General features: G+C 57.4%; 19 protein-coding genes. 11 read left to right on the top strand and 8 right to left on the bottom strand.

Annotated elements, in window-relative coordinates:
• Positions 1–55 precede the first annotated feature (55 nt).
• Complete coding sequence (gene greB / locus LDN84_RS04420) at positions 56–616, top strand: transcription elongation factor GreB (protein WP_223909015.1); 561 nt, start codon at positions 56–58, stop codon at positions 614–616.
• On the opposite strand, the gene LDN84_RS04425 is transcribed toward greB, so the two are convergent.
• The 4 genes from LDN84_RS04425 to LDN84_RS04440 form a co-directional block, all read right to left on the bottom strand.
• The gene (locus tag LDN84_RS04425; RefSeq protein WP_223909018.1) at positions 606–2,861 is read right to left on the bottom strand and encodes a RelA/SpoT family protein; all 2,256 of its coding nucleotides are present in this window, start codon (positions 2,859–2,861) and stop codon (positions 606–608) included. The two genes, greB and LDN84_RS04425, sit on opposite strands and share 11 nt — an antisense overlap.
• Before the next feature lie 90 nt (positions 2,862–2,951).
• Positions 2,952–3,155 (bottom strand): DNA-directed RNA polymerase subunit omega, encoded by a 204-nt coding sequence (gene rpoZ / locus LDN84_RS04430; protein ID WP_223909024.1) that lies wholly within the window; start codon positions 3,153–3,155, stop codon positions 2,952–2,954.
• A 30-nt stretch (positions 3,156–3,185) separates the two neighbouring features.
• Positions 3,186–3,803 carry a guanylate kinase gene (gmk, locus tag LDN84_RS04435; protein WP_223909031.1) on the bottom strand — a complete coding sequence of 206 codons (618 nt, stop codon included), beginning with the start codon at positions 3,801–3,803 and terminating at the stop codon, positions 3,186–3,188.
• Between the two features lie 33 nt (positions 3,804–3,836).
• On the bottom strand, positions 3,837–4,754 hold the full coding sequence (locus LDN84_RS04440) for a YicC/YloC family endoribonuclease (RefSeq protein ID WP_223909034.1): 918 nt from the start codon (positions 4,752–4,754) through the stop codon (positions 3,837–3,839).
• A 77-nt stretch (positions 4,755–4,831) separates the two neighbouring features.
• On the opposite strand from LDN84_RS04440, the gene LDN84_RS04445 reads away from it, so the two are divergent.
• The 9 genes from LDN84_RS04445 to LDN84_RS04485 all read left to right on the top strand — a co-directional run bounded on the left by LDN84_RS04445 (position 4,832) and on the right by LDN84_RS04485 (position 16,943).
• Entirely contained in the window at positions 4,832–5,839 is a 1,008-nt protein-coding gene (locus LDN84_RS04445; protein ID WP_223909036.1) for a serine/threonine protein kinase, read from the top strand.
• Positions 5,836–6,750, top strand: coding sequence for a PP2C family protein-serine/threonine phosphatase (locus LDN84_RS04450; RefSeq protein WP_223909038.1), 915 nt, complete (start codon positions 5,836–5,838; stop codon positions 6,748–6,750). Before LDN84_RS04445 ends, LDN84_RS04450 begins: the two co-directional genes overlap by 4 nt.
• A 26-nt stretch (positions 6,751–6,776) precedes the next feature.
• Positions 6,777–7,508, top strand: a complete 732-nt coding sequence (gene rph, locus LDN84_RS04455) for a ribonuclease PH (RefSeq protein ID WP_223909041.1) — start codon at positions 6,777–6,779, stop codon at positions 7,506–7,508.
• A 41-nt stretch (positions 7,509–7,549) separates the two neighbouring features.
• Positions 7,550–8,149 (top strand): RdgB/HAM1 family non-canonical purine NTP pyrophosphatase, encoded by a 600-nt coding sequence (rdgB, locus tag LDN84_RS04460; protein ID WP_223909049.1) that lies wholly within the window; start codon positions 7,550–7,552, stop codon positions 8,147–8,149.
• A complete protein-coding gene (gene hemW / locus LDN84_RS04465) occupies positions 8,146–9,378 on the top strand; it encodes a radical SAM family heme chaperone HemW (RefSeq protein WP_223909052.1) in 1,233 nt (410 codons plus the stop codon). The genes rdgB and hemW overlap by 4 nt, the downstream gene beginning before the upstream one ends.
• 48 nt (positions 9,379–9,426) lie before the next feature.
• Positions 9,427–11,016, top strand: a complete 1,590-nt coding sequence (locus tag LDN84_RS04470) for a GMC family oxidoreductase (RefSeq protein ID WP_223909055.1) — start codon at positions 9,427–9,429, stop codon at positions 11,014–11,016.
• Between the two features lie 306 nt (positions 11,017–11,322).
• Positions 11,323–15,003, top strand: a complete 3,681-nt coding sequence (locus LDN84_RS04475; protein ID WP_223909057.1) for a response regulator — start codon at positions 11,323–11,325, stop codon at positions 15,001–15,003.
• 3 nt (positions 15,004–15,006) lie between these two features.
• A complete protein-coding gene (locus LDN84_RS04480) occupies positions 15,007–16,041 on the top strand; it encodes a response regulator (protein WP_223909059.1) in 1,035 nt (344 codons plus the stop codon).
• 164 nt (positions 16,042–16,205) lie between these two features.
• Entirely contained in the window at positions 16,206–16,943 is a 738-nt protein-coding gene (locus LDN84_RS04485) for a hemerythrin domain-containing protein (protein ID WP_223909061.1), read from the top strand.
• A 19-nt stretch (positions 16,944–16,962) separates the two neighbouring features.
• On the opposite strand, the gene LDN84_RS04490 is transcribed toward LDN84_RS04485, so the two are convergent.
• Genes LDN84_RS04490 through LDN84_RS04505 form a run of 4 tightly spaced genes read right to left on the bottom strand, consistent with a single transcriptional unit; the run spans position 16,963 to position 20,612 of the window.
• Positions 16,963–18,303 (bottom strand): GAF domain-containing protein, encoded by a 1,341-nt coding sequence (locus LDN84_RS04490; RefSeq protein ID WP_223909063.1) that lies wholly within the window; start codon positions 18,301–18,303, stop codon positions 16,963–16,965.
• The gene (locus LDN84_RS04495; protein WP_223909065.1) at positions 18,300–18,812 is read right to left on the bottom strand and encodes a hypothetical protein; all 513 of its coding nucleotides are present in this window, start codon (positions 18,810–18,812) and stop codon (positions 18,300–18,302) included. The genes LDN84_RS04490 and LDN84_RS04495 overlap by 4 nt, the downstream gene beginning before the upstream one ends.
• 26 nt (positions 18,813–18,838) lie before the next feature.
• Positions 18,839–19,684 carry an ABC transporter permease gene (locus LDN84_RS04500; protein ID WP_223909068.1) on the bottom strand — a complete coding sequence of 282 codons (846 nt, stop codon included), beginning with the start codon at positions 19,682–19,684 and terminating at the stop codon, positions 18,839–18,841.
• 4 nt (positions 19,685–19,688) lie between these two features.
• The gene (locus LDN84_RS04505) at positions 19,689–20,612 is read right to left on the bottom strand and encodes an ATP-binding cassette domain-containing protein (protein WP_223909075.1); all 924 of its coding nucleotides are present in this window, start codon (positions 20,610–20,612) and stop codon (positions 19,689–19,691) included.
• 441 nt (positions 20,613–21,053) lie between these two features.
• On the opposite strand from LDN84_RS04505, the gene LDN84_RS04510 reads away from it, so the two are divergent.
• Positions 21,054–22,058 (top strand): hypothetical protein, encoded by a 1,005-nt coding sequence (locus LDN84_RS04510; protein WP_223909077.1) that lies wholly within the window; start codon positions 21,054–21,056, stop codon positions 22,056–22,058.
• The last annotated feature ends 70 nt before the right edge of the window (positions 22,059–22,128 follow it).

The raw sequence follows: 22,128 nt of genomic DNA on the forward strand, positions 1-22,128 counted from the left end.
GCCGAATATAAAGCCTTACTATCAATCGCAAGGTCAATTATCTTGGAGTTGCATCATGAGCAAAGCATTTACGCGTGAGTCAGATAACGAGGATGACGAGAACTTGCAACTTCCAGTGCTACCTGTTTCTGGTAAAAATTACATGACCCCGGCGGGTTATGCCCAGATGCACCAGGAGTTGATGGCATTGATTGATATAGAGCGCCCCAAAATAGTGGATGTGGTGCATTGGGCTGCAAGTAATGGTGATCGCTCTGAAAATGGCGACTATTTGTATGGCAAAAAAAGATTGCGTGAAATTGATCGTCGGATTCGGTTTTTAACCCAGCGCATTGAAATCGCCGAGGTGATCGATCCATCGGTACATCATGGAAATGAGCAAATATTTTTTGGCGCAACGGTGACTTATGTGGAAACGACCGGTACCGAGCGCAGCGTCACCATTCTCGGTATTGATGAGGCGGTGAGTGCGCACGGGGAAGTGAGTTGGGTGTCGCCTATTGCACGAACTCTTTTAAAAGCACGTCAGGGCGATATTCTGAAGCTCATTACGCCCAATGGTGTGATGGAGATTGAGGTTCTGCAGGTCACTTATCCTGCCCCAATTAGCCCGTAAGTGAGTTGGCATTGGTGATTCGTTGGGCGCGCAAGACGGCCGGGGTGCGGCGCAGGTTACGTAACACGGCTTCGAGTTGTTGCACATCTCGAATGGAAATCACAAATTTCAGATCCATGGCACCTTGGTCTGATTCGTCTGCCATGTCAATGTGAGTGATGTCGGCTTCAGCGGATGCGAGTGCCCCTGCCACTTTGGCCAGCACACCTTTGCCATTGTTGACGGTCACAATCACGCCCGTCTCAAAAGCTCTGACGGGTTCATCTGCCCATTCCACATTAATGAAACGTTCACTGTCTTTGTATTGCAGTTTTTGGGCAACCTGACAGGTTTGGGTGTGTATCGTCAAGCCTTCACCACGACCGAGGTAGCCCACAATGGTGTCACCCGGGATGGGTCTGCAGCATTGGGCATAACGGACAGAGGTGTTTTCGCTACCGTCAATTTGTACGGCGGGTTGTGCAACCGCATCACTGGCGGAGAAACGTTCGCGTGTCAGCAACAGAACATCCGGTTTTTCGCCACGATCAGCCAGAAGTTTGGCCAAGCGTTTGGCCACAATGCTGGCAATGCGTTTACCCAAGCCAATGTCGGTAAGTAATTCGGCGCGTGATTTGTTACCGCTGAACCGCAGTAACTTATCCCATGTCACGTCGTTGGGGTCTGAGCTGTCAGGCAGGTTTTCAATACCTTCAGCTCGGATAGCCTGGGTGAGCATTTTTTCACCCAAATGCTGGGAATCAGCTTGCGCCATGGTGCGCAAGTTCTGGCGAATTTTGGAGCGGGCACGTGCCGTCCGCACAAAGCCAAGCCATACAGGGTTGGGGTTGGAGTTGGCATCTGTGGTGATTTCAATCACATCACCATTTTTGACTTCGGTCCGCAAGGGCACTTGCTCGTTGTTCACCAGGGCAGATACCGCATGGTCGCCTACATTGCTGTGGATCGCGTAGGCAAAATCAACCACCGTGGCACCGCGTGGCATGGCCATGATGCGGCTTTTGGGGGTGAACACGTAAACAGCATCCGGGAAAAGGTCAACCTTGACATGATCCCAAAACTCGGCAGCGTCCCGTGTTTCGTCTTGAATGTCGAGTAAAGACTGCAACCATTTGGAACCCATCCGGTCACGGTGTGTGACCTCGTCCTGGCCGGAGTCCTTGTAGAGCCAATGGGCTGCGACCCCCGTTTCGGCAACCAGATGCATGGCTTGTGTACGTAATTGAAATTCAACGTTGATACTCGAGGGGCCCACCAAGGTGGTGTGTAGCGACTGATACCCGTTGATTTTGCTGATGGCAATGTGATCCTTGAACTTGCCTGGCACCGGTTTGTAGAGTTGATGTAACAGCCCTAACGCGGTGTAGCAGTCAATCAGGTGCGGCACGATCACCCTGAAGCCATAGATGTCGGTGACTTGGGCAAAGCTCAGGTTTTTGTCATCCATCTTCTTGTAGATGGAATAAAGGGTTTTTTCGCGCCCGGCAATGTGCACAGACATGCCGTAGTGATTGAATGTTTCTTCCAGGTCAGCCTGCACCTTGTGGATCAGGTCACGGCGGCGACTGCGAGCCTTGGTAATCGCTTTGGACAGAACGGCATAGCGCCAAGGGTGCAAGTAGCGAAAAGACAGATCCTGTAATTCCCGGTAGGTCTGATTCAGCCCTAGCCGATGCGCAATCGGCGCATACACGTCCAGAGTTTCTGAAGCAATACGATGCCATTTGTTGCGGGGTGCATCTGACAAGGTTCGCATGTTGTGGGAACGGTCAGCCAGTTTGATCAGGATCACCCGTACATCACGGGCCATGGCCAGCAGCATCTTGCGAAAAGATTCTGCCTGATTTTCCTCCCGGGTATTGAACTGCAGCTTTTCCAGTTTGGTTAGCCCATCCACCAATTCAGCCACAGGTGAGCCAAAGCGTTCAATCAGATCAGTTTTGCTGATAGCGCAGTCCTCCAGCGCATCATGCAACAGGGCTGCCATTAAAGCCTGGGCATCCAGTTTCCATTCGGCACACTGGGCGGCGACGGCGATAGGATGGGTAATGTAGGGCTCACCACTGTTACGCAGTTGCCCCAGATGCGCTTCGTCCGCAAACCGATAAGCCAGTCGGACTTGACTCAAATCTTCTGTACTGAGGTAATCCAGCTTGCTGGTCAGCCGGGCAAAACTGGCCGATGCCGCATTGACTTCTGCGGGACTGAGTGGTTTTGGGTTTTGACTGGCTGGTGGTTGGCTCATGCCTTGAATATAGCGTGCAGAGTCGTTAATTTTGAAGCTGAAACAAAAAAGCACCGCAAGCGGTGCTTTTGAGGATAAAAAGAACTGGATTTAAAGCGGTACTTTTTTCAGCATCTCGATGCCGATTTTCCCAGCGGCAATTTCACGCAAAGCCGTAACACCAGGCTTGTTTTTGCTTTCGACTTTGGCTGTATGGCCATGGCTGAGCATACGCGCACGGTAAGACGCTGCCAACACCAGCTGAAAGCGATTCGGAATCTGCTGCAAGCAGTCTTCAACAGTGATACGGGCCATGAATTCTCCAAAACCAAGTGAGGAGCACTGTCAGATGTGCAGTGCTTTGAATGTTTCAGCTCTGGCGCGGCGCTGCGCCAAATACTTGAGTCTTTGTGCGTGCACGATTGATTTCAAATCGAAAACGGCGCGGTCAAAAGATTCGTTGATTATAACGAAGTCAAACTGATGTGCTTGCGCCATCTCTACGGCGGCATTGTGCAGGCGCACTTCAATCACATCGGCGGTGTCTTCGCCGCGCCGTTCAAGCCTGGAACGCAGCTCTTCCCAACTTGGGGGCAGGATGAAGATAGTGACGGCGTTGGCAAAAATGCTTTTGATTTGCAGGGCTCCCTGGTAGTCAATTTCCAGGATCACGTCTGCACCTTGGGCCATACGCTCTTCAATGGCTTTTTTCGAGGTGCCATAACGGTGGTTGTGTACATGCGCCCACTCCACAAAAGCGTTGGCCTGCACCATGGCATCAAACTCGGCATTCGAGACAAAGAAATATTCCCGGCCATGTTTTTCCTGGCCCCGCGGCGCGCGGGTCGTGTGTGACACCGAGGGTTGCACATGCGAATCCAGCTCCATCAGGGCTTTGACCAAACTGGATTTGCCCGCACCGCTGGGTGCAGCGACGACAAACAGGTTACCGGGATACTCCATACACATTGGCTCTCAGATTGGGTAAAACGGGCGCTATTCTATGTTTTGTACCTGCTCGCGCATTTGCTCGATCAACACCTTCATGTCCACGGAAATATGGGTCAACTCCAGCGCTGCCGACTTGGAGCCCAGGGTATTGGCTTCGCGGTGCAGCTCCTGAATCAGAAAATCCAGGCGTTTGCCGATTTCACCACCCTTGGTGATAAGGCGCTCCAGCTCATCCAGATGGGAGTTGAGTCGCGTCAACTCTTCAGCCACGTCGATGCGAATGGCAAACGCAGTGGCTTCCGTTAAAGCACGATCTTGCGCAGCTTCTGGCACATGGCTGCCATCAGCCAGGCCCATGGCCTCTTGCCAGCGATCCATGAAACGCTGGCGTTGCTGAGCTACCAATTGGGGAATCAGGGGTTGGGCCTGTGCGGCCAACATGCGCAGTTGCTGGATTCTGTCTTGCAGCATGGCTGCCAGTCGGGTGCCTTCGCGTTCGCGGGCAGACATCAGGGCTTTCAGGGTCGTATCCGCCAGGGCCAGCAGCTCAGGTTGCCAATCTTTGGCAGCGCTTGACTCATTGCTGGACAGCCTGATGACATCGGCCACGCTCAACGTCGTTGCGGCTGGCAACCAGGCTTTGACGTTGTCTTGAATCGTGTTGAGCCGCTGCAGCAGCCGTATTGATGGATCTGGCAGGTTACCACTGGTGTTGCTTTCAAGTGCAGCGCGAAGTTCAACCTTGCCGCGTTTGAGGCGCGCTGTCAGCCGCTCACGCAGGGCTGGTTCGCAGGCCCGCAGTTCATCTGGAAGCCGAAAGGATAGATCGAGGAAACGACTGTTGACAGATCGAATTTCTACGCCCAAGCGAATGTTGGAGACGGTTTTTTGCTCTTCTTCGGAGCTGGTGTTGGCATTGCTGTGTTGTGCACTGGCATAGCCGGTCATGCTGTAAACTGACATTTGAATGCTTCTTCAATGAAATGTGAACAAGAATAACCCGGTTCTGACCCTGCGCGTATCGCAACAACTTAAATAATATGGCCAAGGTTAAACCTTCACCGCTTCCACCTGATATCCTGATTGGTGGTTATCGGATCATCCGTAGAGTGGCTGCTGGCGGGTTTGGTGTGGTGTACCAAGCCATTGGACCTGATGGCCTGCAGGTGGCCATCAAAGAGTATTTGCCAGCTTCATTGGCAACTCGTGCCCCTGGTGCCCTGTTGCCGCAGGTGGCACCAGAAAAACTCTCGCTGTACCGGTTGGGGTTGAAGAGCTTTTTTGAAGAGGGCCGATCACTGGCCCAAATTTCTCATCCGTCCGTGGTGAGTGTGATGAATTTCTTTCGTGAGAATGAAACCGTCTACATGGTGATGAATTACCTGGAAGGTGCCAGCCTGCAGGACTACATTCTGATTGCGCGGGACCTGAAACAGGAAAAAGTTTTCCGTGAATCCACCATCCGGTCGCTGTTTGATGAGATTTTGCGCGGCTTGCGCATTGTTCATCAGCACAAAATGCTGCATCTGGACATCAAACCAGCCAACATTTTTATCACTGATGACAACAAGTCTGTGTTGATTGACTTTGGTGCTGCGCGTGAAGTGCTCAGCAAAGAAGGAAATTTCATCCGGCCGATGTACACGCCAGGGTTTGCCGCGCCCGAGATGTACCGCCGTGACAGCGCCATGGGCCCCTGGACTGACATTTATGCGATTGGGGCTTGTATGTACGCGTGTATGCAGGGTTATCCGCCAAACGAAGCACCTCAACGGATGGGTAATGACCGCATGACGCTGGCATTAAAGCGCTTGCAGGGGGTGTATTCTGATAACCTGATTGAAGTGGTGCAGTGGTGTATGGCCATGGACCCGCTGGCCAGACCACAATCGGTCTTTGCCTTGCAAAAAGAACTCAACCGGCCGGGTGAACTGCGTTACACCAAACTCACAGTGGGAGAGAAGGTGCGTTTGCAGTTTGATTCCATGGTGGCTGGCAATAAAAAACTGGTGGCGAAGGCCACTAACCTCGGGCAAAAAGCGAAATGAAATTCTCTGTATTTCAAGTCAGTCGCAAGGGTGGCCGGGATAAAAATGAAGACCGCATGGGGTACTGCTACACCCGTGCCTCTGCAGTTTTTCTGTTGGCGGACGGCATGGGGGGGCATCCTGAGGGTGAGGTGGCGGCGCAACTGGCTTTGCAGGCGGTTTCGGCCCTTTTCCAAAAAAATGCCCGTCCTGAGTTGCCCGATGTCGGGGCGTTTTTATCGCAGGCATTACTTGCAGCACATCAGCAAATTTTGAGCTATACCGCAGATCGGGCCATGCTCGACTCACCCCGCACCACCCTGGTGTTGGCGGTGCTGCAGGGGGGCAGTGTCACCTGGACGCATTGCGGTGATTCGCGCTTTTACATGGTGCGCCAGGCCAAGTTGCACGCACGCACCAAAGACCATTCCTTGTTGGAACAAAACCTGTCTCGCCCGCCCAATTCACCCACGGTGCGTGCCACCAATCGCAATGTGTTGTTTACCTGCCTGGGTTCACCCACCAAACCTGTGTTTAATGTGACCGGGCCGGTTCCCTTGCAGCAGGGTGATCGTTTGATGCTGTGTTCTGACGGTTTGTGGTCGGTCATGACAGACGATGAAATTGTGCTTGAGCTGTCACAGAAATCGGTCGAGCATGCGGTGCCGGATATGGTTGAAAATGCGTTGCGCAAGGGGGGCGAGGGCTGTGACAACGTAACCTGTATTGCCCTGGAGTGGGAAACCCCTGACGACTTTGAGTCCACCCGTGGCAGTGTCAGCACGGACTCCATCAGCGACGGGGTTTTTGCCTCCACGGTGCAAGCCGGGCTGTGGAATGATGCACTGGAAGACATGGACGATGCCTCCATCGAGCGCTCCATTGCCGAGATCAACGAAGCCATCCGCCGCTCCGCCATCAAAAGAACCTGAATTTCCTTTCACCTGAGAGCCTGTTTATGAGCGATTTTTCCAGAGCGCAAGGCCGCGCCGCCGATGCCCTGCGCCCTGTGCGCATCACCCGTGGCTACACCATCCATGCCGAAGGTTCGGTGCTGATCGAGTTTGGCGCGACCCGTGTGTTGTGCAACGCTTCGGTGCTGGACAAAGTGCCGCCGCACCAGAAGGGCAGTGGCCAGGGCTGGGTCACCGCCGAATACGGCATGCTGCCGCGTGCCACCCATAGCCGCAGTGACCGTGAAGCCGCACGCGGCAAACAAACCGGGCGCACGCAGGAAATCCAGCGCCTGATTGGCCGCGCCCTGCGCTCGGTGTTTGATTTGACTTTGCTGGGTGAGCGTACCCTGCACCTGGACTGCGACGTGTTGCAGGCCGACGGCGGCACCCGCACCGCCGCCATCACCGGGGCTTTTGTGGCCGCACAAGACGCGGTCAACGGCTTGCTGGCTGCTGGTAGGCTGAGCCAGTCGCCGATCCGCGAAGCGGTGGCGGCCATCTCGGTCGGCATTGTGCAAGGCACGCCGCTGCTGGACCTGGAATACACCGAAGATTCAGTCTGTGACACCGACATGAACGTGGTGATGACCGCCAGCGGGCACTATGTGGAAGTGCAAGGCACCGCCGAAGGGGCTGCCTTTACCCGTGCCGAGATGGACAAACTGCTGGCGCTGGCCGACAAAGGCATCCGTGAGCTGGTTGCTCTGCAGCAGGCATCACTATTAAATAAGTAGCTGCTTGCGCATACTTCATAAGCACTAGAGGTCAATTTATTATGAAAATGGTGTTGGCATCCAATAACCCCGGCAAACTGGTGGAGCTGCAGGCCATGTTTGCGCCGCTGGGCTTTGATTTGGTGACCCAGGGTAGTCTGGACATCCCCGAGGCACCCGAGCCGTATCACACCTTCATTGAAAACGCCCTGACCAAAGCACGTCACGCTGCCCGCCACAGCGGCTTGCCCGCGGTGGCGGATGATGCTGGCCTGTGTGTGGATGCCTTTGGCGGACTGCCCGGTGTACAAACCGCGTTTTATGCCACCCAGTTTGGCTACCCCAAGAGTGATGCCAACAACGTGTGGGCTCTGCTGGAGCAGATGCAAGGTATCAACAACCGGCGTGCCGCCATGGTCTGTACGCTGGTGGCCTTGCGTTCAGCGGAAGACCCCGAACCACTGGTGGCCGTTGGCCGGGTGGTGGGGCAGATCACCCGTGAACCCCTCGGCAACAACGGTTTTGGTTTTGACCCGGTGATGCTCATTTCTGACTTTGGCCTCACCTTTGCCCAACTGCCGATCGAGGTGAAGAACGCCAACAGCCACCGCGGGCGCGCTGCTGCGGCCATGGTGGCCATGATGCGTGAGCGCTGGTTGTGATCCCGATCCAGTCCGAATCATCCACGTCAGACGAGGCTCTCAGGCCGCACGACATCCAGCACTACATGCGTGCGGGCACGCTGCAGTTGCAGACGCTGCCACCCTTGTCGCTGTATGTGCACCTGCCCTGGTGCCTGAAAAAATGCCCGTATTGCGACTTCAACTCGCATGAAATGCGCAGCCATGAGCTGCCCGAGCAAGCTTATCTGGATGCCTTGATGACTGACCTGGAAGCCGCGCTGCCGCTGATCTGGGGCCGTAGCGTCCAAACCGTGTTCATGGGGGGCGGCACTCCCAGCCTGTTTTCACCGCAAGCCATTGACCAGTTGATTGGCGGCATCCGGGCGCGTCTCAAACTGGCGGCCAATGCCGAAATCACGCTGGAGGCCAACCCCGGCACGTTCGAGAAAGACCGCTTCAAGGCCTTTCGCGCCGCCGGGGTGACGCGCTTGTCGGTGGGCGTGCAAAGTTTCAATGATGCTTTCTTGCACACCCTTGGTCGTGTACATAATCGGGCTCAAGCGCTTGATGCACTTGCAGAAGCAGCTACAGTTTTTGATACGTTTAATCTGGACTTGATGTACGCGCTGCCCGGCCAGACGCTGGCGCAGTTGCGCTCCGATGTGGACACCGCGCTGTCGTTTGCGCCCCAACACCTGTCGATTTACCACCTGACCATCGAGCCCAACACGGTTTTCGCCAAATACCCACCCGCGCCGGTAGATGACGACCTGGCGGCCGATATGCTGGACCTGATCTCGGACATGACCGCTGCCGCTGGTTTGCAGCGTTACGAAGTGTCCGCCTATGCCCAAGCTGGCCATGCCTGCCAGCACAACCTGAACTACTGGCAGTTTGGCGACTACCTGGGTATTGGTGCCGGGGCGCACAGCAAGCTCAGTTTTGCCCACCGCGTGGTGCGCCAGGTGCGCCTGCGCGACCCGGTGCGCTACATGGCGCAAGCCATGGCCGGGCACTGTGTGGCGCAAGAAAACGAGGTCAAGCGTGCCGACCTGCCGTTTGAATTCATGCTCAATGCGTTGCGCCTGGCCGGTGGTTTTGAGCTGCCCTGGTTCACCGAGCGCACCGGTCTGCCCTTGTCCAGTATTCAAACCGCCTTGCAACAGGCTGAACAACAAGGCCTGTTGCTGCGCGAGGGGTCTCATGTGCGACCCAGCGTACGCGGATTAGACTTCTTGAACGATTTACAAGCCCTGTTTTTACGGTAACGTTCAGCGCGCACACAAGAGTTCCTTGTGTTGTGACTGGAGAACAGCATGTTTGACTACATCATCATCGGCGGCGGTTCGGCGGGCTGCGTGTTGGCGGGCCGTTTGTCAGAAGACCCTCACATCAACGTGGCCCTGCTGGAAGCAGGCCCGCCAGACCGCAGTGTGCTGATCCATTGCCCGGCCGGTTTGGCGGTGATGGCCAAATTTGCCTTGAACGGCTGGAATCTCAACACCGTGCCCCAACCTGGCCTGAACGGCCGCAGCGGTTACCAGCCACGTGGCAAGGTGATGGGCGGTTCCAGCTCGCTCAACGCCATGATCTACACCCGCGGCCACCCTGTGGATTACGACCGCTGGGCGGCCGAGGGCAACCCCGGCTGGTCGTATGCCGATGTGCTGCCCTATTTCAAAAAGGCCGAGCACAACGAGCGCGGTGCAGACGATTTCCATGGCACTGGCGGGCCACTCAATGTGATGGACTTGCGCAGCCCCAACCCGCTGGCCGAGCTGTTTGTGCAAGCTGGTGAGCAGGCCGGTTTCAAGCGCAACGCCGATTTCAACGGGGCCGACCAGGAAGGCGTGGGCCACTACCAGGTGACACACAAAAACGGTGAGCGTTACAGCAGCGCCAAAGCCTATGTGACCCCCAACCTGCAGCGCCCCAATTTGCAGGTGTTCACCGGGGCGCTGACCACCCGCATTCTGTTTGAGAAAAAGCGGGCCATCGGTGTGGAGTTTGAGCACGAGGGGCAAACCAAGCAGCTCCACTGCCAGCGCGAGGTGCTGCTGTGCGCCGGGGCGATTCAGTCGCCGCAGATTTTGATGCTCTCCGGTGTCGGCCCCAAAGCCCATTTGCTGGAGCACCGTATTGCCCCCATTCATGAACTGCCCGGTGTCGGCCAGCAGCTTTCAGACCATATTGACGTGGTTCAGGTGGTGGATGCGGCCCGTGCCAAGGACACTTTTGGCGTTTCGCTCGGGGGCTCGGTCAAGCTGCTCAAGGGTGTGTTCGACTGGCGCAATCAGCGCAGCGGCATGCTTACCACCAATTTTGCCGAAGCTGGTGGCTTCATCAAGAGTGACCCGGCGCAGGCCATTCCTGACCTGCAACTGCACTTTGTGATTGGCAAACTCATCAACCATGGCCGCACCACCACGCTGGGCCACGGCTACTCCTGCCACATGTGCCTGCTGCGCCCCAAGAGCTACGGCAGCGTGCGTCTGGCCAGCAGCGACCCGCGGGCCTTGCCACTGGTTGACCCCGATTTTCTGGCCAGCCGTGACGACATGGACCGCATGATCAAAGGCTTCAAGCTGATGCGCCACATCCTGGCCCAGCCAGCCCTGGCCCCTTTGGGCGGGCGCGAACTGGCCGCCACTGCCCAGGCCCAAACCGATGACGAGATCGAGCAAGCCATTCGCAACCTGGCCGACACCATTTACCACCCGGTGGGCAGTTGCCGCATGGGCCCAGGCGAGATGGACGTGGTCGATGCCCAACTGCGAGTGCACGGCCTGCAAGGCCTGCGCGTGGTCGATGCCTCCATCATGCCCAGTCTGGTCGGTGGAAACACCAACGCCCCGGTGATCATGATTGCCGAGAAAGCGGCAGACATGATCAAGGCGGCGCGGTAGGTTACGCGTTCGAGCTGCGCAGAATATAGAAAACGGCTTGTAGTCACCGTATCACCTGCGTCATAAGCTATTGTTTAAATAGCGGTTATGAACATTTAAGCCGTTTCTTGCGGGCCACGCCCGTCGGCTTCAGAACAATACACGTATCCTTAAGTGCGCCAGCACACAGACCATGGTGTCTCCCTGGCTTATGCTGATCCGCCAGGTCGGTTTTTTGGGTAAACGTCCTGGGCCGTTGAACTCACTGTGCGCAAGGCTGTGGCCACCGTTCCGGTTTGCGGCTGAATGACACCCGTCAGGGAGACCATGACTATCCAACCCAAAACTCCGCTTATTCAACGCAAGAAGTTTGAATGGATGCTGCTGCTGATGGCACTGGCCTTGATCGGCCTGTTGATTGTTGACGTGCTGGTCAGAGAGTTTGAGCGCATTCGCAGCTCTGAGAGCGAGCGCCTGAACGTTCTGACCCATGTGATTGCCAGCGACATTCAGGAGAACCTGGCCGCCGCCAACCGGGCGCTGGCCGGCGTGATCAAGGATTACCCCGGCACGCCTGGCGACAGCCATTCGGTTGCAGAAGTGTCGCGCCGTCTGGCCGCACTGTCAGACACCATGCTGGGCATTCGCGGTGCATTGGTACTTAATGCGCAGGGCATCACCACCGCAGCGCATCGCCCGGAATTCATCGGCCAGGATTTCAGCCAGCGCGACTATTTCAAGACCGTGCGGGATCGGCCCAACCCCACTACGCTCTACCTGTCAGCCCCCTTTCAATCGGTTCAGAACGATCTGGTGGTGACGCTGGCGCGTATGGTGCCCGGCCTGAACGGTGAATTTGCCGGTTTGGTACTGGCCACGCTGGACCCCAAGTACTTCACCAGCATTTTCAAATCTCTGGTGTATGCCCCCGATGTCTGGGCCTTTATTGACCATGGCTCGGGCCTCAAGTTGATGAACTTCCCTGAGAAACCCGGCATCAATGGCACCAATGTGGCCCAGGCGGGCTCGCTGTTCAGCCGTCATCTGCAAAGTGGGCAGGTCAGCAGCTTGCTCTCGGGCGAGGTCTTGGCTACTGGCGAGCAACGCTTGTTTGCCATGCGCAGCATGCAGCCTGCAGAACTGTTCATGGACGAAGCCCTGGTAATTGGTGTCAGCCGCCTCTTGTCTGCAATGAACGCACCCGTACAACGCCAGGCTTTAACCTATGGCTTGTTTTACTTGGTGCTGGTGTTGCTCTGCTGCAGCAGTTTGTACGGATTGCAACGGTGGCGCAGGCAAAAAGAGGCTTTTAATATTGACCGGGAACATGACCGGTACGAAGCCAATGAACGCCTGAAAGCGGCCCAGCGACAGGCCAGCCTGGGTAACTGGGCCTGGGACATCCAACGCGATTCCCATTTCTGGTCGGAAGAAGTGTCTCGCATTTACGGGCGTGATCCGACACTGCCCCCGGCGGCTTATCCAGAAGTGAGGCAGTACTTCACTCCGGCCAGCTGGGCCCTGTTGGCTGCTGCGGTAGAGGCGGCGCAAACCACCGGAACCTCCTACGAAGTGGATGCCGAAGTGGTGCGCCCAGACGGCAGTCACCGTTGGATCACCGCCCGAGGCGAGCCCCTGCGCAACAGCGCGGGGAGCATCATCAGCCTGCAAGGCACGGTGCAAGACATCACCGAGAAAAAACTCCTTGACATGGAGCTGGCCCAACACCGCCATCACCTGGAGGAACTGGTGCAAAGCCGCACCCTGGCGCTGGCCGGTGCGCGTGATGCGGCAGAAACGGCCAACCGTGGCAAAGCCGAGTTTCTGGCCAACATGAGCCACGAAATCCGCTCCCCGTTAAACGCCATTCTGGGCCTGGCTTACCTGCTGGAGCAGGCGCACTTGGCGCATGATGAGCTCGACATGGTGCGCAAGATCAGAACCTCCGGACGCTCGTTGCTGGGCATCATCAATGACATTCTGGATGTGTCGAAAATTGAAGCCGGCCACCTGGTGATCGAACAGGCCCCGTTTCGGCTGGATGACGTGATTGACAACCTGGCCGATGCCATGGGCCTGGCGGCGGGCAACAAAAACATCGAGCTGGTGATTGGCCCCCTGCCCACGGGATTGTCGATGGTGAAGGGAGATGCCTTGCGACTCGGCCAAGTGCTGAACAACCTGACCAGCAACGCCATCAAGTTCACTGCCGTTGGCCGGGTGGTGCTGCATTGTGCGCTGTTGTCGCGTGACGATGAGCGCATCATGCTGCGTTTCAGCGTGCAGGACACTGGCATTGGCATTGCGCCCGAGTTGCAGCAGCAGGTGTTCACCGCCTTTACCCAAGCCGATAGTTCAACCACCCGGCGTTTTGGCGGTACCGGCCTGGGTTTGACCATTTGTCGTCAGCTGGTGCAGCTGATGGGCGGTGAGATTGGTTTGACCAGCACCCTGGGCCAGGGCAGCGAATTCTGGTTCACGCTACCCCTGCAACAGATTGCCAACACCGAGTTTTCATCCCCCGACATGGTGCGTGTCGAGGCTTTGATCGCCGATGACAGCGATGTGGCTCTGCACGCCCTGAGCGCCATCGCCGAGGGTTTGGGCTGGCAGGTCAAGGCGGTGGATTCGGGGGCCGAGGTGCTGGCGCAGGTGTTGCAGCACAAGGGCGACAAGCTACCCCATGTGGTGGTGCTGGACTGGAAAATGCCCGGCCTGGACGGGCTGGCCACGGCGCGTGCCATCCGCGAAGGTGTGGCGCAGGAAGAATGCCCCATCGTCATCATGGCCACCGCCTATTCGGTGGCCAGTCTGGCCAGCCAGCCTGGGGCGGACCTGGTGGATGCCATTTTGAACAAACCCGTCACGGCCTCCACACTTTACAACGCTGTTCTGGAGGCGCAGCACCGGCGCTCGGCCCATGCTGACCTGCCGCAGGCCTTGCTGCAAACCCCCAACAACGAACTGATGGGTGTGCGGGTGTTGATCGTGGATGACAGCGACATCAACCGTGAAGTGGCTCTGCGCATCCTGCGTGAGCAAGGCGCGATCGTGACCCTGGCCGAAGACGGCAAGGCGGCGCTGGACTGGTTGCTGGCCCACCCGCTGGACGTGGATCTGGTGCTGATGGACGTGCAAATGCCGGTGATGGACGGTATTGAAGCCACACGCCAACTGCGCCAACTGCCGCAGTTCAACAACCTGCCCATCGTTGCCCTGACGGCGGGGGCCTTCAAGTCGCAACAGGACGCGGCCCGTGCCGCCGGCATGAGTGATTTCATCAGCAAGCCTTTTGATGTACCCGCCACGATTGCCTTGATTGCCCGTTTGCGGCGTCCTTCCCCTACCGCCCATGCCGGGGACCACCCGGTGCAAGCCAGCACGCCAGCAGGTGTGCCAGGTCAAATGGACTCGCTTTCAGTTGATCTGGCCGTGATGGATGTGGCGCAAGGTTTGTTGATCTGGAAAGATTTACCCTCTTACCGGGACTATTTACGCCGCTTTGTGAGTGCTTACGGTCAGGCCGTCGACGTGATCAATGCCAGCCTGATCATGGAGGATATGGCTGGCGCGGCGGCGTTGGCACACAAACTCTCGGGCGTGGCGGCCAATCTGGCCTTGCCCGATACCCACCGCCTGGCGGGTGAGGCCGAACGGGTGCTGGCCAAAGGCTACGACCCTACCCTGGTGCTGGCCCGCCTTGGCATGGCACTGACACGGGTGGTGAGTGAAATCGCGCAATTTGCCCCACTGGCTGTACCCAACACCGTGGCTGACACCCCAGAGGGCTCACCGCAGGTGCTCCAGGCACGACTTACCGACTTGCTGGCGGCACTCGACACCGACAACCCGGCCCCGGCGATGCGTCTGCTGGCGATCCTGGCCAAACAGTTGCCAGCTCAGGCGCTCTCCAGCATCTCGGACAAAGTGCAGGGTTATGACTTTCGTGGCGCAGAAGCCGACACCTTTGAGCTGGCCCGTGTGCACGGCTTATCACTCAAGGAGTAGACCATGAGTTCTCAAACCATTCTGATCGTCGACGATGAACCCGCCAACCTGGCCCTGATGCAGACCATTCTGGCGGACAGCTACCGCTTGGTGTTCGCGCGTAATGGTGCGGAGACGCTGGCCGCGGTCACCAAACACCAGCCCGACCTGGTGTTGCTGGATGTGGGCCTGCCCGACATCAATGGTTACGACCTGTGCCGCAAGATCAAACAGCTCGACACCGCCCAGGGCTTACAGGTGATTTTTGTCACCAGTTTTGCCGACTCGGCCCACGAAGAAGCCGGTTTTGAAGCCGGTGGGGCCGACTACATCAGCAAACCGGTGCTGCCGCAAATTGTGCGTGCCCGGGTCAGCGCCCACCTGTCCATGGTGCGCGCCACCGTGCTGGAGCAAAGCTACCGCGATGCGATTTTGATGCTCGGCCAGGCCGGTCATTACAACGACACCGATACCGGCGCCCACATCTGGCGCATGGCCGCTTACGCCCGCTTGCTGGCCCAAGCCTGCGGCTGGGATGCCGAGCGCTGTACCCAACTGGAACTGGCCGCCCCGATGCACGACACCGGCAAAATCGGCATACCCCAAGACATTTTGCGCAAACCCGCTCCCTTGGACGCGCAGGAGTGGGTCATCATGAAAACCCATCCGCAGATCGGGTGGGACATCTTGCAAATGAGTGCTGCACCCGTTTTCACGCTGGCCGCAGAAGTGGCCTTGCACCACCATGAGAAATGGGACGGCAGCGGCTACCCTGGGGGGCTCAAGGGTGATGCCATTCCACAGGCTGCACGCATCGTCGCTCTGGCCGATGTGTTTGATGCCCTCAGCATGAAACGACCCTACAAGGAGCCGTGGCCATCCGCAAAAATCCGGGACTACATCCAGGCCAGTGCCGGGGCCCATTTCGAGCCCGCTCTGGTGCATATTTTTGGCGACATCCAGCCGCAATTTCTTGACATTCAGGCCCTGTGGTCCAAGGTGGAAAGCCGTCAGCCCCTTCGTTCGCCGCCAAATAGTGACAGGCCTGGGCGGCATTAAGAAATTTTTAGCGTTTTACTAAGGGGTTTTTAGCAAGTCTTTAAGCACTATTTAGCAACGGTATCGGGGGCAAATTTCTAAACTTCTTTTCATGGTCACGGATGCATGGGGCATCTTGGACCCACAACGAAACAGGGCAGTTGTGCCCGGAAAGAAGTACCACCATGAAATTTGATTCCCGTGAAATCCAGGCTGTTGCGGCCACTCACCCCTCGCGTTTTGATCTGTATGCTGACATCCACAAGGCCATGCGTGCCCTGATGAGCGACACCCTGCTGGCGGTCGGTCGTATGGATCCAGATGACACTGCGGAACTTGGCTCGGTCAGTGGTCGTGTGCTGGAACTGCTGGATTTTTGCGCTGCCCATGTGCGCCATGAAAACGAGTTTGTCCACCCAGCCATTGAAGCACGGGCTCCTGGTGCCAGCGCCGCACTGGCCCATGAGCATGAGAGTCATGTGCAGGACATTACCCACCTGCAGGCTACCGTCGCCAACCTGTGCCGCTTGAGTGGTGGTCAGGAAGCGGCCAGCACCGCACGGGCGCTGTACCGCGAGCTGGCGCTGTTTGTCGGCCAGAACTTCACTCACATGCACCTTGAGGAAACTGCCCACAACACCATCCTGTGGGCACGTTACACCGACGCGGAGCTGCTGGAACTGCACACACGCCTAGTGAGCAGCATCGCGCCAGCCGACATGATGTACACCCTGCGCTGGATGGTGCCAGCCCAAAACCCGGCCGAACGCACCGCGCTGCTAAGCGACATGCAGGCCCACGCCCCGGCACCGGTGTTGGAGGCCGCCCTGGCGCAGGTGCGCCCGTTCCTGAGCGACCCGGACTGGGCCAAACTCGCCCGCAGCCTGGGGCTGGCACCGGTCGCGGGCTTGGTCACGGCCTGAAATGTCGGTGCGGCCACCTTCAGGCCAAGTCCACCAGTTCCAGTGGGCGTTGCACCAGCAGCCGGAAGCGTCCACGCCCGGTTTTCTGCGTCTGGATCGGCGCACTGTGTTCAACCAAACGACGCTGCAGTAACAACAGGCGGGCATCCAGGTTGTCCGTCACATCCGGCAGACCCAATGTCGGGTCGAGCCGCAGTTCGCGGTTGGAAAACTCGGTGCGGCCCTGCTGCACATAGTCCGACACCAGCTTCCAGAAAATAGCCCCAGCCACCCCTTTGATCAGGTAGGTTTCGTTGATGAAGATGCTGTCATTGGCGCGGAAATGCCGCACCTGCAGGGGTGTTCCAATGGGTGTCGGGGCGGGTGTCGGCGGCAACTCGACTTGCCCCGCTTCGGTGGCCGACTGCATCAACTGAATGGCCGCGCCAAGGTGGCCCGCCACTGCCACCAGCACATCTTCGTCCTCAAAACTGAACTGAAGGTCAAGCGGGCTTTCCACAAACAACACCCCCAGCAAGCGCCCGACCGACAGCACGGGCACCGCCAATTGGCTGTGCGGCTCGCTCAGACCGGGGTAGGGGATGTCGGTTTCCAGGGCCAGACCGGGCAAGTCGGCACACAGGCTGCTGCGAACGGCGCGGCTGTAAAGGTAAGCGCTGGTCATGTGCGTGATGCGTACCGGCGTGCGTTCACGCGCCGCCACACCAATCACGCCGTCACCCATGTCAATTTCAGCCCCCACCCCGGAGGTGGCGTAGCCTGCGCTGGCCACGGTGTACAAGCGCTGCGAGACGGGATCAAGCATCAGGATCATGGCATGGCGAATACCCATGAAGTCCGACAACGCAGCCAGCGTGGCATTGAGCAACTCGTCAAGTGCCGTGCAACGCGATAGCCTTTCGCTGCAATGGCGCAAGGCACCAAGCATGCCGCAACGTGTCGGGGGCTCGGGCAAGGGGTCGCCTTGCACGGCTTCGAGGTTCTGCACCTCGTACACATCCGATCCCAACAGCCGAAACACATTGGACATGCCACTGTGCGACGCAATGCCAGCCAACTGCGCCTTCATGCCCTCAAACAGCGGCCCTTGTGTCTCGGTGCGCAAATAACGCAGGTGCAGCCGGAAAAATTCGGCGGTCACAGGGTGAAGCAGCAACAAACTCGCATACGGGTTGCTCAGAATGTTTTTGCGCGTTTTGTTGAAAAACTGGAACGACAGCGCCACATGACGCTCATCCACGTAGTACACCTGCGAGATATAGGCCACATTGGGCACACCCTCTGCTGCCACGGTGGCGATGATGGCCGGAATCGCACCCTCCAGACATGGCCTGATGGACCCCAGCGTTCGCGTGCTCATGCGGTGTGCCCACCGGCAACGGGTAGCGCGGTTCCGGCTTTGGGGCCAGGGGTTTGGTCATACGCTTCATCGGGCTCAAAACTGATGGCCACAACGTCATCCAGCTTCACGGCAAACATGGCGCGGGTAAAGCGGGCATCAAACCCGACCCGGGCAATTTCGCACTCCATAGCGGCCAGGTAACGCTGCAGCAGTGCTTCGTCCGAAGCTTGTGCGGCGCGGATACGCACCTGTGCGGCCTTGACTTGCAGGGTTCGATGGCTGAACGGCTCGCTGAACACCACGGCAATCCGGCCCGTGGCCGCCACATCCAGCAGCAACTGGCGCGACTGTTTGCGCGACAGGTAGACCGTGACAGATTCGCCACCTGGCGTGATGCTGCTGCCCAAGGCCCGCATGATGCTGGGGCGCAAACCGGCATCACAAGAGCTGACGATGGTGGACACCCCCTTGTCCACCATGGCAATGTGTTCAGGCGAAAGAAGCGACGAAATGATCGGACTCTTCATGCTGCCGAAGTATCAAAAGATGGCTATTACCCGCGAAACCGCTTGCGCGTGAGCGCCAGCGCTACCCAGAACCCCACCACAGCATAAGCTGCCAGCACCCCCAGCGGGCGCAGCCACTCGGTCGGCCATTGGTCCATGAACAAGGGGCGCACCAGGGCCACCGCATTGGTCAATGGCAGCCAGTTGGAAATGCTGCGCACCACGGCGGGCAACTGCTCCAGCGGAAAGAAGATGCCGCTCAGGAACATCATCGGGGTCAGAAACAGGGTGAAGTAGTAGGTGAAAAAGTCATAGCCCTTGGCCAGCGCATTGAAGATCAGCGCCACGCAACTGAAGGTGATGCCCACGCCCAGCAGCACCGGCCAAGCCACCAACAGCTTGGGGCTGTAGCTGATGCCAAGCGCCAGCATCACGCCCAGGATGGCGGTCACGGTGAAGAGGGATTTGAAGGCGGCCCAGAGCATTTCGGCCATCACCACATCGTCCAGGTTGACCGGCGCGTTCATGATGCCGTCCCAGGTTTTTTGCACGTGCATACGACTGAAGGCCGAGTACAGCGCCTCAAAACTGGCGGCCTGCATGGCGCTCATACAAATCGAGCCGCTGGCCAGAAACAGGATGTAAGGCACTTGCACGCCGTCCACCGTGATCTTGCCCACCAACGCGCCCATGCCGTAGCCAAAGGCCACCAGCCACATCAGCGGTTCGGCAATATTGCCGACCAGGCTGGGAATGGCGAGCTTTTTCCACACCAGCCAGTTGCGTAAAAATACCGGCCACCAGCGCATGGAAAGTTGTGGTGCACACCAGATGGAGGCATTGATTTGGCCTGTAGCCCTTGTTTTGTCTGCGTAAGCAGCTTCGTTATTCATAGTGTTATGCATCCTCACGAATTTGACGGCCGGTCAGCTTGAGAAAGAGGTCTTCCAGATTGGCTGGGCGGTGCAGGGTACGCAACTGGGGGTACGCGGCCAGGGCCTGCATCAGCGGTTTGGCATCCTGGGTGTAAAAAAACACGGTTTCGCCGCTCACCTCGACCCGCGCGGCCAGCGCTTTCAGGGGCGAGTCCACCAGCGCCAAGGCTCCGTTGCCAAACACCTCGACCACGTCGGGCTCAAGGTACTGGCGAATCAGGTCACGCGGCGCACCTTCAGCAATTTTTTTACCGTGATCGACCACCAGCAGCCGGTTACACAGGCGCTCGGCCTCGTCCATGAAGTGGGTGGTGAGCAGGATCGATTTGCCTTGTGTCAGCAGCAGTTGCAGCCGCTCCCACATCAGGTGGCGGGCTTGTGGATCGAGCCCGGTGGTGGGCTCGTCGAGCAGCAGCAGGCGCGGGTTGTTGACCAGCGCCCGCGCCAGGCTCAGGCGGCGCTTCATGCCGCCAGACAGTTCACCGGGCTTGGCGTTGGCCTTGCTGGTGAGGGATGCAAACTCCAGCAGTGCCGGAATACGCTCCTTGATTTGCGCGTCTTTCATGCCAAAGTAGCGGCCATAAACCAGCAGGTTTTCAGCGCAGGTGAAGTCAGGGTCCAGCGTGTCAAACTGGCTGACCACGCCCAGTTGCGCCTTGATCGCCAGCGCGTCGGCGGGCATGTTCAGGTCAAACGCGGTGACCCGGCCTTCATCGGGCACGGTCAGCCCCAGGCACATGCGGATGGTGGTGGTTTTGCCCGCGCCGTTGGGGCCAATCACGCCCAGGCATTCGCCAGGGGCAATCGAGAAAGACATGTCACTCACCACGGTGGCCTCACCGTAGCGTTTGACCAAGTGTTGAACGGATAAGATGGATTGGGTCATGGGCGGGATTGTCGCGCAGACTGGTTGGATGAGCAGCGCCCAGCAGGCAGCGTGCACAGATGGGCATCGCATGGGTTTTGAAAAACCTGCAATTTGAAAATCAAATCTTCAGATTGCAGGTTTTTTGGTTGACCTGCGCCCCCGATTGACCTGCTGTAAACCCGCTGCACCGCGCACTTGCTGCGGCTCACCCTCAGGCATGAGGCATGTTGTCTGCTGGGCTATAGTGAAGGTTGCGAACCTTGCCTATGTGATTGAATCAGCACCTGGATGGATTTGAAAATGGTGTGCGGGAATTTCTGGAGCTGTGATGAACTTTGAACTTGAATGGAGGTTGTCTGAAGCCCTTGTTTCATGCGGGGTTCAGGCGTTTTTGGGTTCTGATACTAGAGGCCGCAACTTGTCTCCATACATAGATACACATTGGGAGTGGCTGCTGTTATGAGTGAAGGAAAGTGGAAAGACTCGCTGTTAAAAAGCAGTCTCCCTCTTGAGCATGCTGTTGCAGAGCAACTTGCAAAGCTCAAGTGGACTGTCTGGGGCCAATACGCTTATGCGCGGAACAACGAATCCGGTGCGAGCGTCGACTTTTCCGTCGACATCGAGGCGCACAAAGAATACTCCACAGATACTCACTGGCTCGCTACGCTTCAATTATTGATTGAATGCAAGTACGCATCGCCAGGCGTAAAGTGGTTGTTTCTTCCTTATCCGAAAACTGCCGAATTGTTTGGTGGTGCGGTGCGCGTTTTTGATCAAGCTGCGAACAAGCGGGTGACGAATCGCCAGCTTCTGGACTCAATTGAAAACGATATGCCGTATTGCATTCGCGGTATTTCGCTATTCGACAGTGGATTTGACGAAACGGCAATACACAGGGGAGCCACCCAGCTTCGGTACGCCATGCCAAGATTAGCGACGCAAGCCCTATCATCTCAGATCACTGACATACACGATGAAGACATTAACGTCACAATTGCCTGTGCGATCCTCGTGACTCCCGCACCAATATTTACGCTGAAAGAGGGCTTATCTCTGGACGATGTGTACCAAGCGAAGTCCCTTGACAGCTTGGTCACTGAGCACGAATCAGTCATTCTTTGGGATTCAAATGCCCCCGACCGTGCTAACTACTCAATGAGACTATTTGGAGAACTTGATGCAGAAGCTTTGCGCTCAAGAATCGAAAAGTACCGCGCAGTATTCGAACCCACGAAAAGGTTGAAGTATCCGCCCACCACCTATGAGGTACCCAGAGCCATCTCAGAAGCTGGCGATCACGTGATCGTAGTAACTTTAAAGGGCCTGAAATCGCTTCTTGTCCGACTTAATCGGGCTGGTACGAGCGCCGCAAAGTCAATCGAACGGATTGCTTCACTTGACTTCGACCGAACAATAGGCGAGGTCAACATTAGTAACGTTTCTTCGGTATCACCACTGAAATGAGCCAGTGAGCCAACTCATCAGACTGTGCGAAAAGCCTCGCAATCTGATGAATTCAAACGTTGATAAATTC

This window comes from Rhodoferax lithotrophicus (assembly GCF_019973615.1).
Lineage (GTDB): Bacteria > Pseudomonadota > Gammaproteobacteria > Burkholderiales > Burkholderiaceae_C > Rhodoferax > Rhodoferax lithotrophicus.

Excerpts from the sequence above, each read along its gene's own strand:
- greB (WP_223909015.1), top strand. The coding sequence starts at position 56 with ATGAGCAAAGCATTTACGCGTGAGTCAGATAACGAGGATGACGAGAAC.
- LDN84_RS04425 (WP_223909018.1), bottom strand. The coding sequence starts at position 2,861 with ATGAGCCAACCACCAGCCAGTCAAAACCCAAAACCACTCAGTCCCGCA.
- rpoZ (WP_223909024.1), bottom strand. The coding sequence starts at position 3,155 with ATGGCCCGTATCACTGTTGAAGACTGCTTGCAGCAGATTCCGAATCGC.
- gmk (WP_223909031.1), bottom strand. The coding sequence starts at position 3,803 with ATGGAGTATCCCGGTAACCTGTTTGTCGTCGCTGCACCCAGCGGTGCG.
- LDN84_RS04440 (WP_223909034.1), bottom strand. The coding sequence starts at position 4,754 with ATGTCAGTTTACAGCATGACCGGCTATGCCAGTGCACAACACAGCAAT.
- LDN84_RS04445 (WP_223909036.1), top strand. The coding sequence starts at position 4,832 with ATGGCCAAGGTTAAACCTTCACCGCTTCCACCTGATATCCTGATTGGT.
- LDN84_RS04450 (WP_223909038.1), top strand. The coding sequence starts at position 5,836 with ATGAAATTCTCTGTATTTCAAGTCAGTCGCAAGGGTGGCCGGGATAAA.
- rph (WP_223909041.1), top strand. The coding sequence starts at position 6,777 with ATGAGCGATTTTTCCAGAGCGCAAGGCCGCGCCGCCGATGCCCTGCGC.
- rdgB (WP_223909049.1), top strand. The coding sequence starts at position 7,550 with ATGAAAATGGTGTTGGCATCCAATAACCCCGGCAAACTGGTGGAGCTG.
- LDN84_RS04470 (WP_223909055.1), top strand. The coding sequence starts at position 9,427 with ATGTTTGACTACATCATCATCGGCGGCGGTTCGGCGGGCTGCGTGTTG.
- LDN84_RS04475 (WP_223909057.1), top strand. The coding sequence starts at position 11,323 with ATGACTATCCAACCCAAAACTCCGCTTATTCAACGCAAGAAGTTTGAA.
- LDN84_RS04480 (WP_223909059.1), top strand. The coding sequence starts at position 15,007 with ATGAGTTCTCAAACCATTCTGATCGTCGACGATGAACCCGCCAACCTG.
- LDN84_RS04485 (WP_223909061.1), top strand. The coding sequence starts at position 16,206 with ATGAAATTTGATTCCCGTGAAATCCAGGCTGTTGCGGCCACTCACCCC.
- LDN84_RS04490 (WP_223909063.1), bottom strand. The coding sequence starts at position 18,303 with ATGAGCACGCGAACGCTGGGGTCCATCAGGCCATGTCTGGAGGGTGCG.
- LDN84_RS04495 (WP_223909065.1), bottom strand. The coding sequence starts at position 18,812 with ATGAAGAGTCCGATCATTTCGTCGCTTCTTTCGCCTGAACACATTGCC.
- LDN84_RS04500 (WP_223909068.1), bottom strand. The coding sequence starts at position 19,684 with ATGAATAACGAAGCTGCTTACGCAGACAAAACAAGGGCTACAGGCCAA.
- LDN84_RS04505 (WP_223909075.1), bottom strand. The coding sequence starts at position 20,612 with ATGACCCAATCCATCTTATCCGTTCAACACTTGGTCAAACGCTACGGT.
- LDN84_RS04510 (WP_223909077.1), top strand. The coding sequence starts at position 21,054 with ATGAGTGAAGGAAAGTGGAAAGACTCGCTGTTAAAAAGCAGTCTCCCT.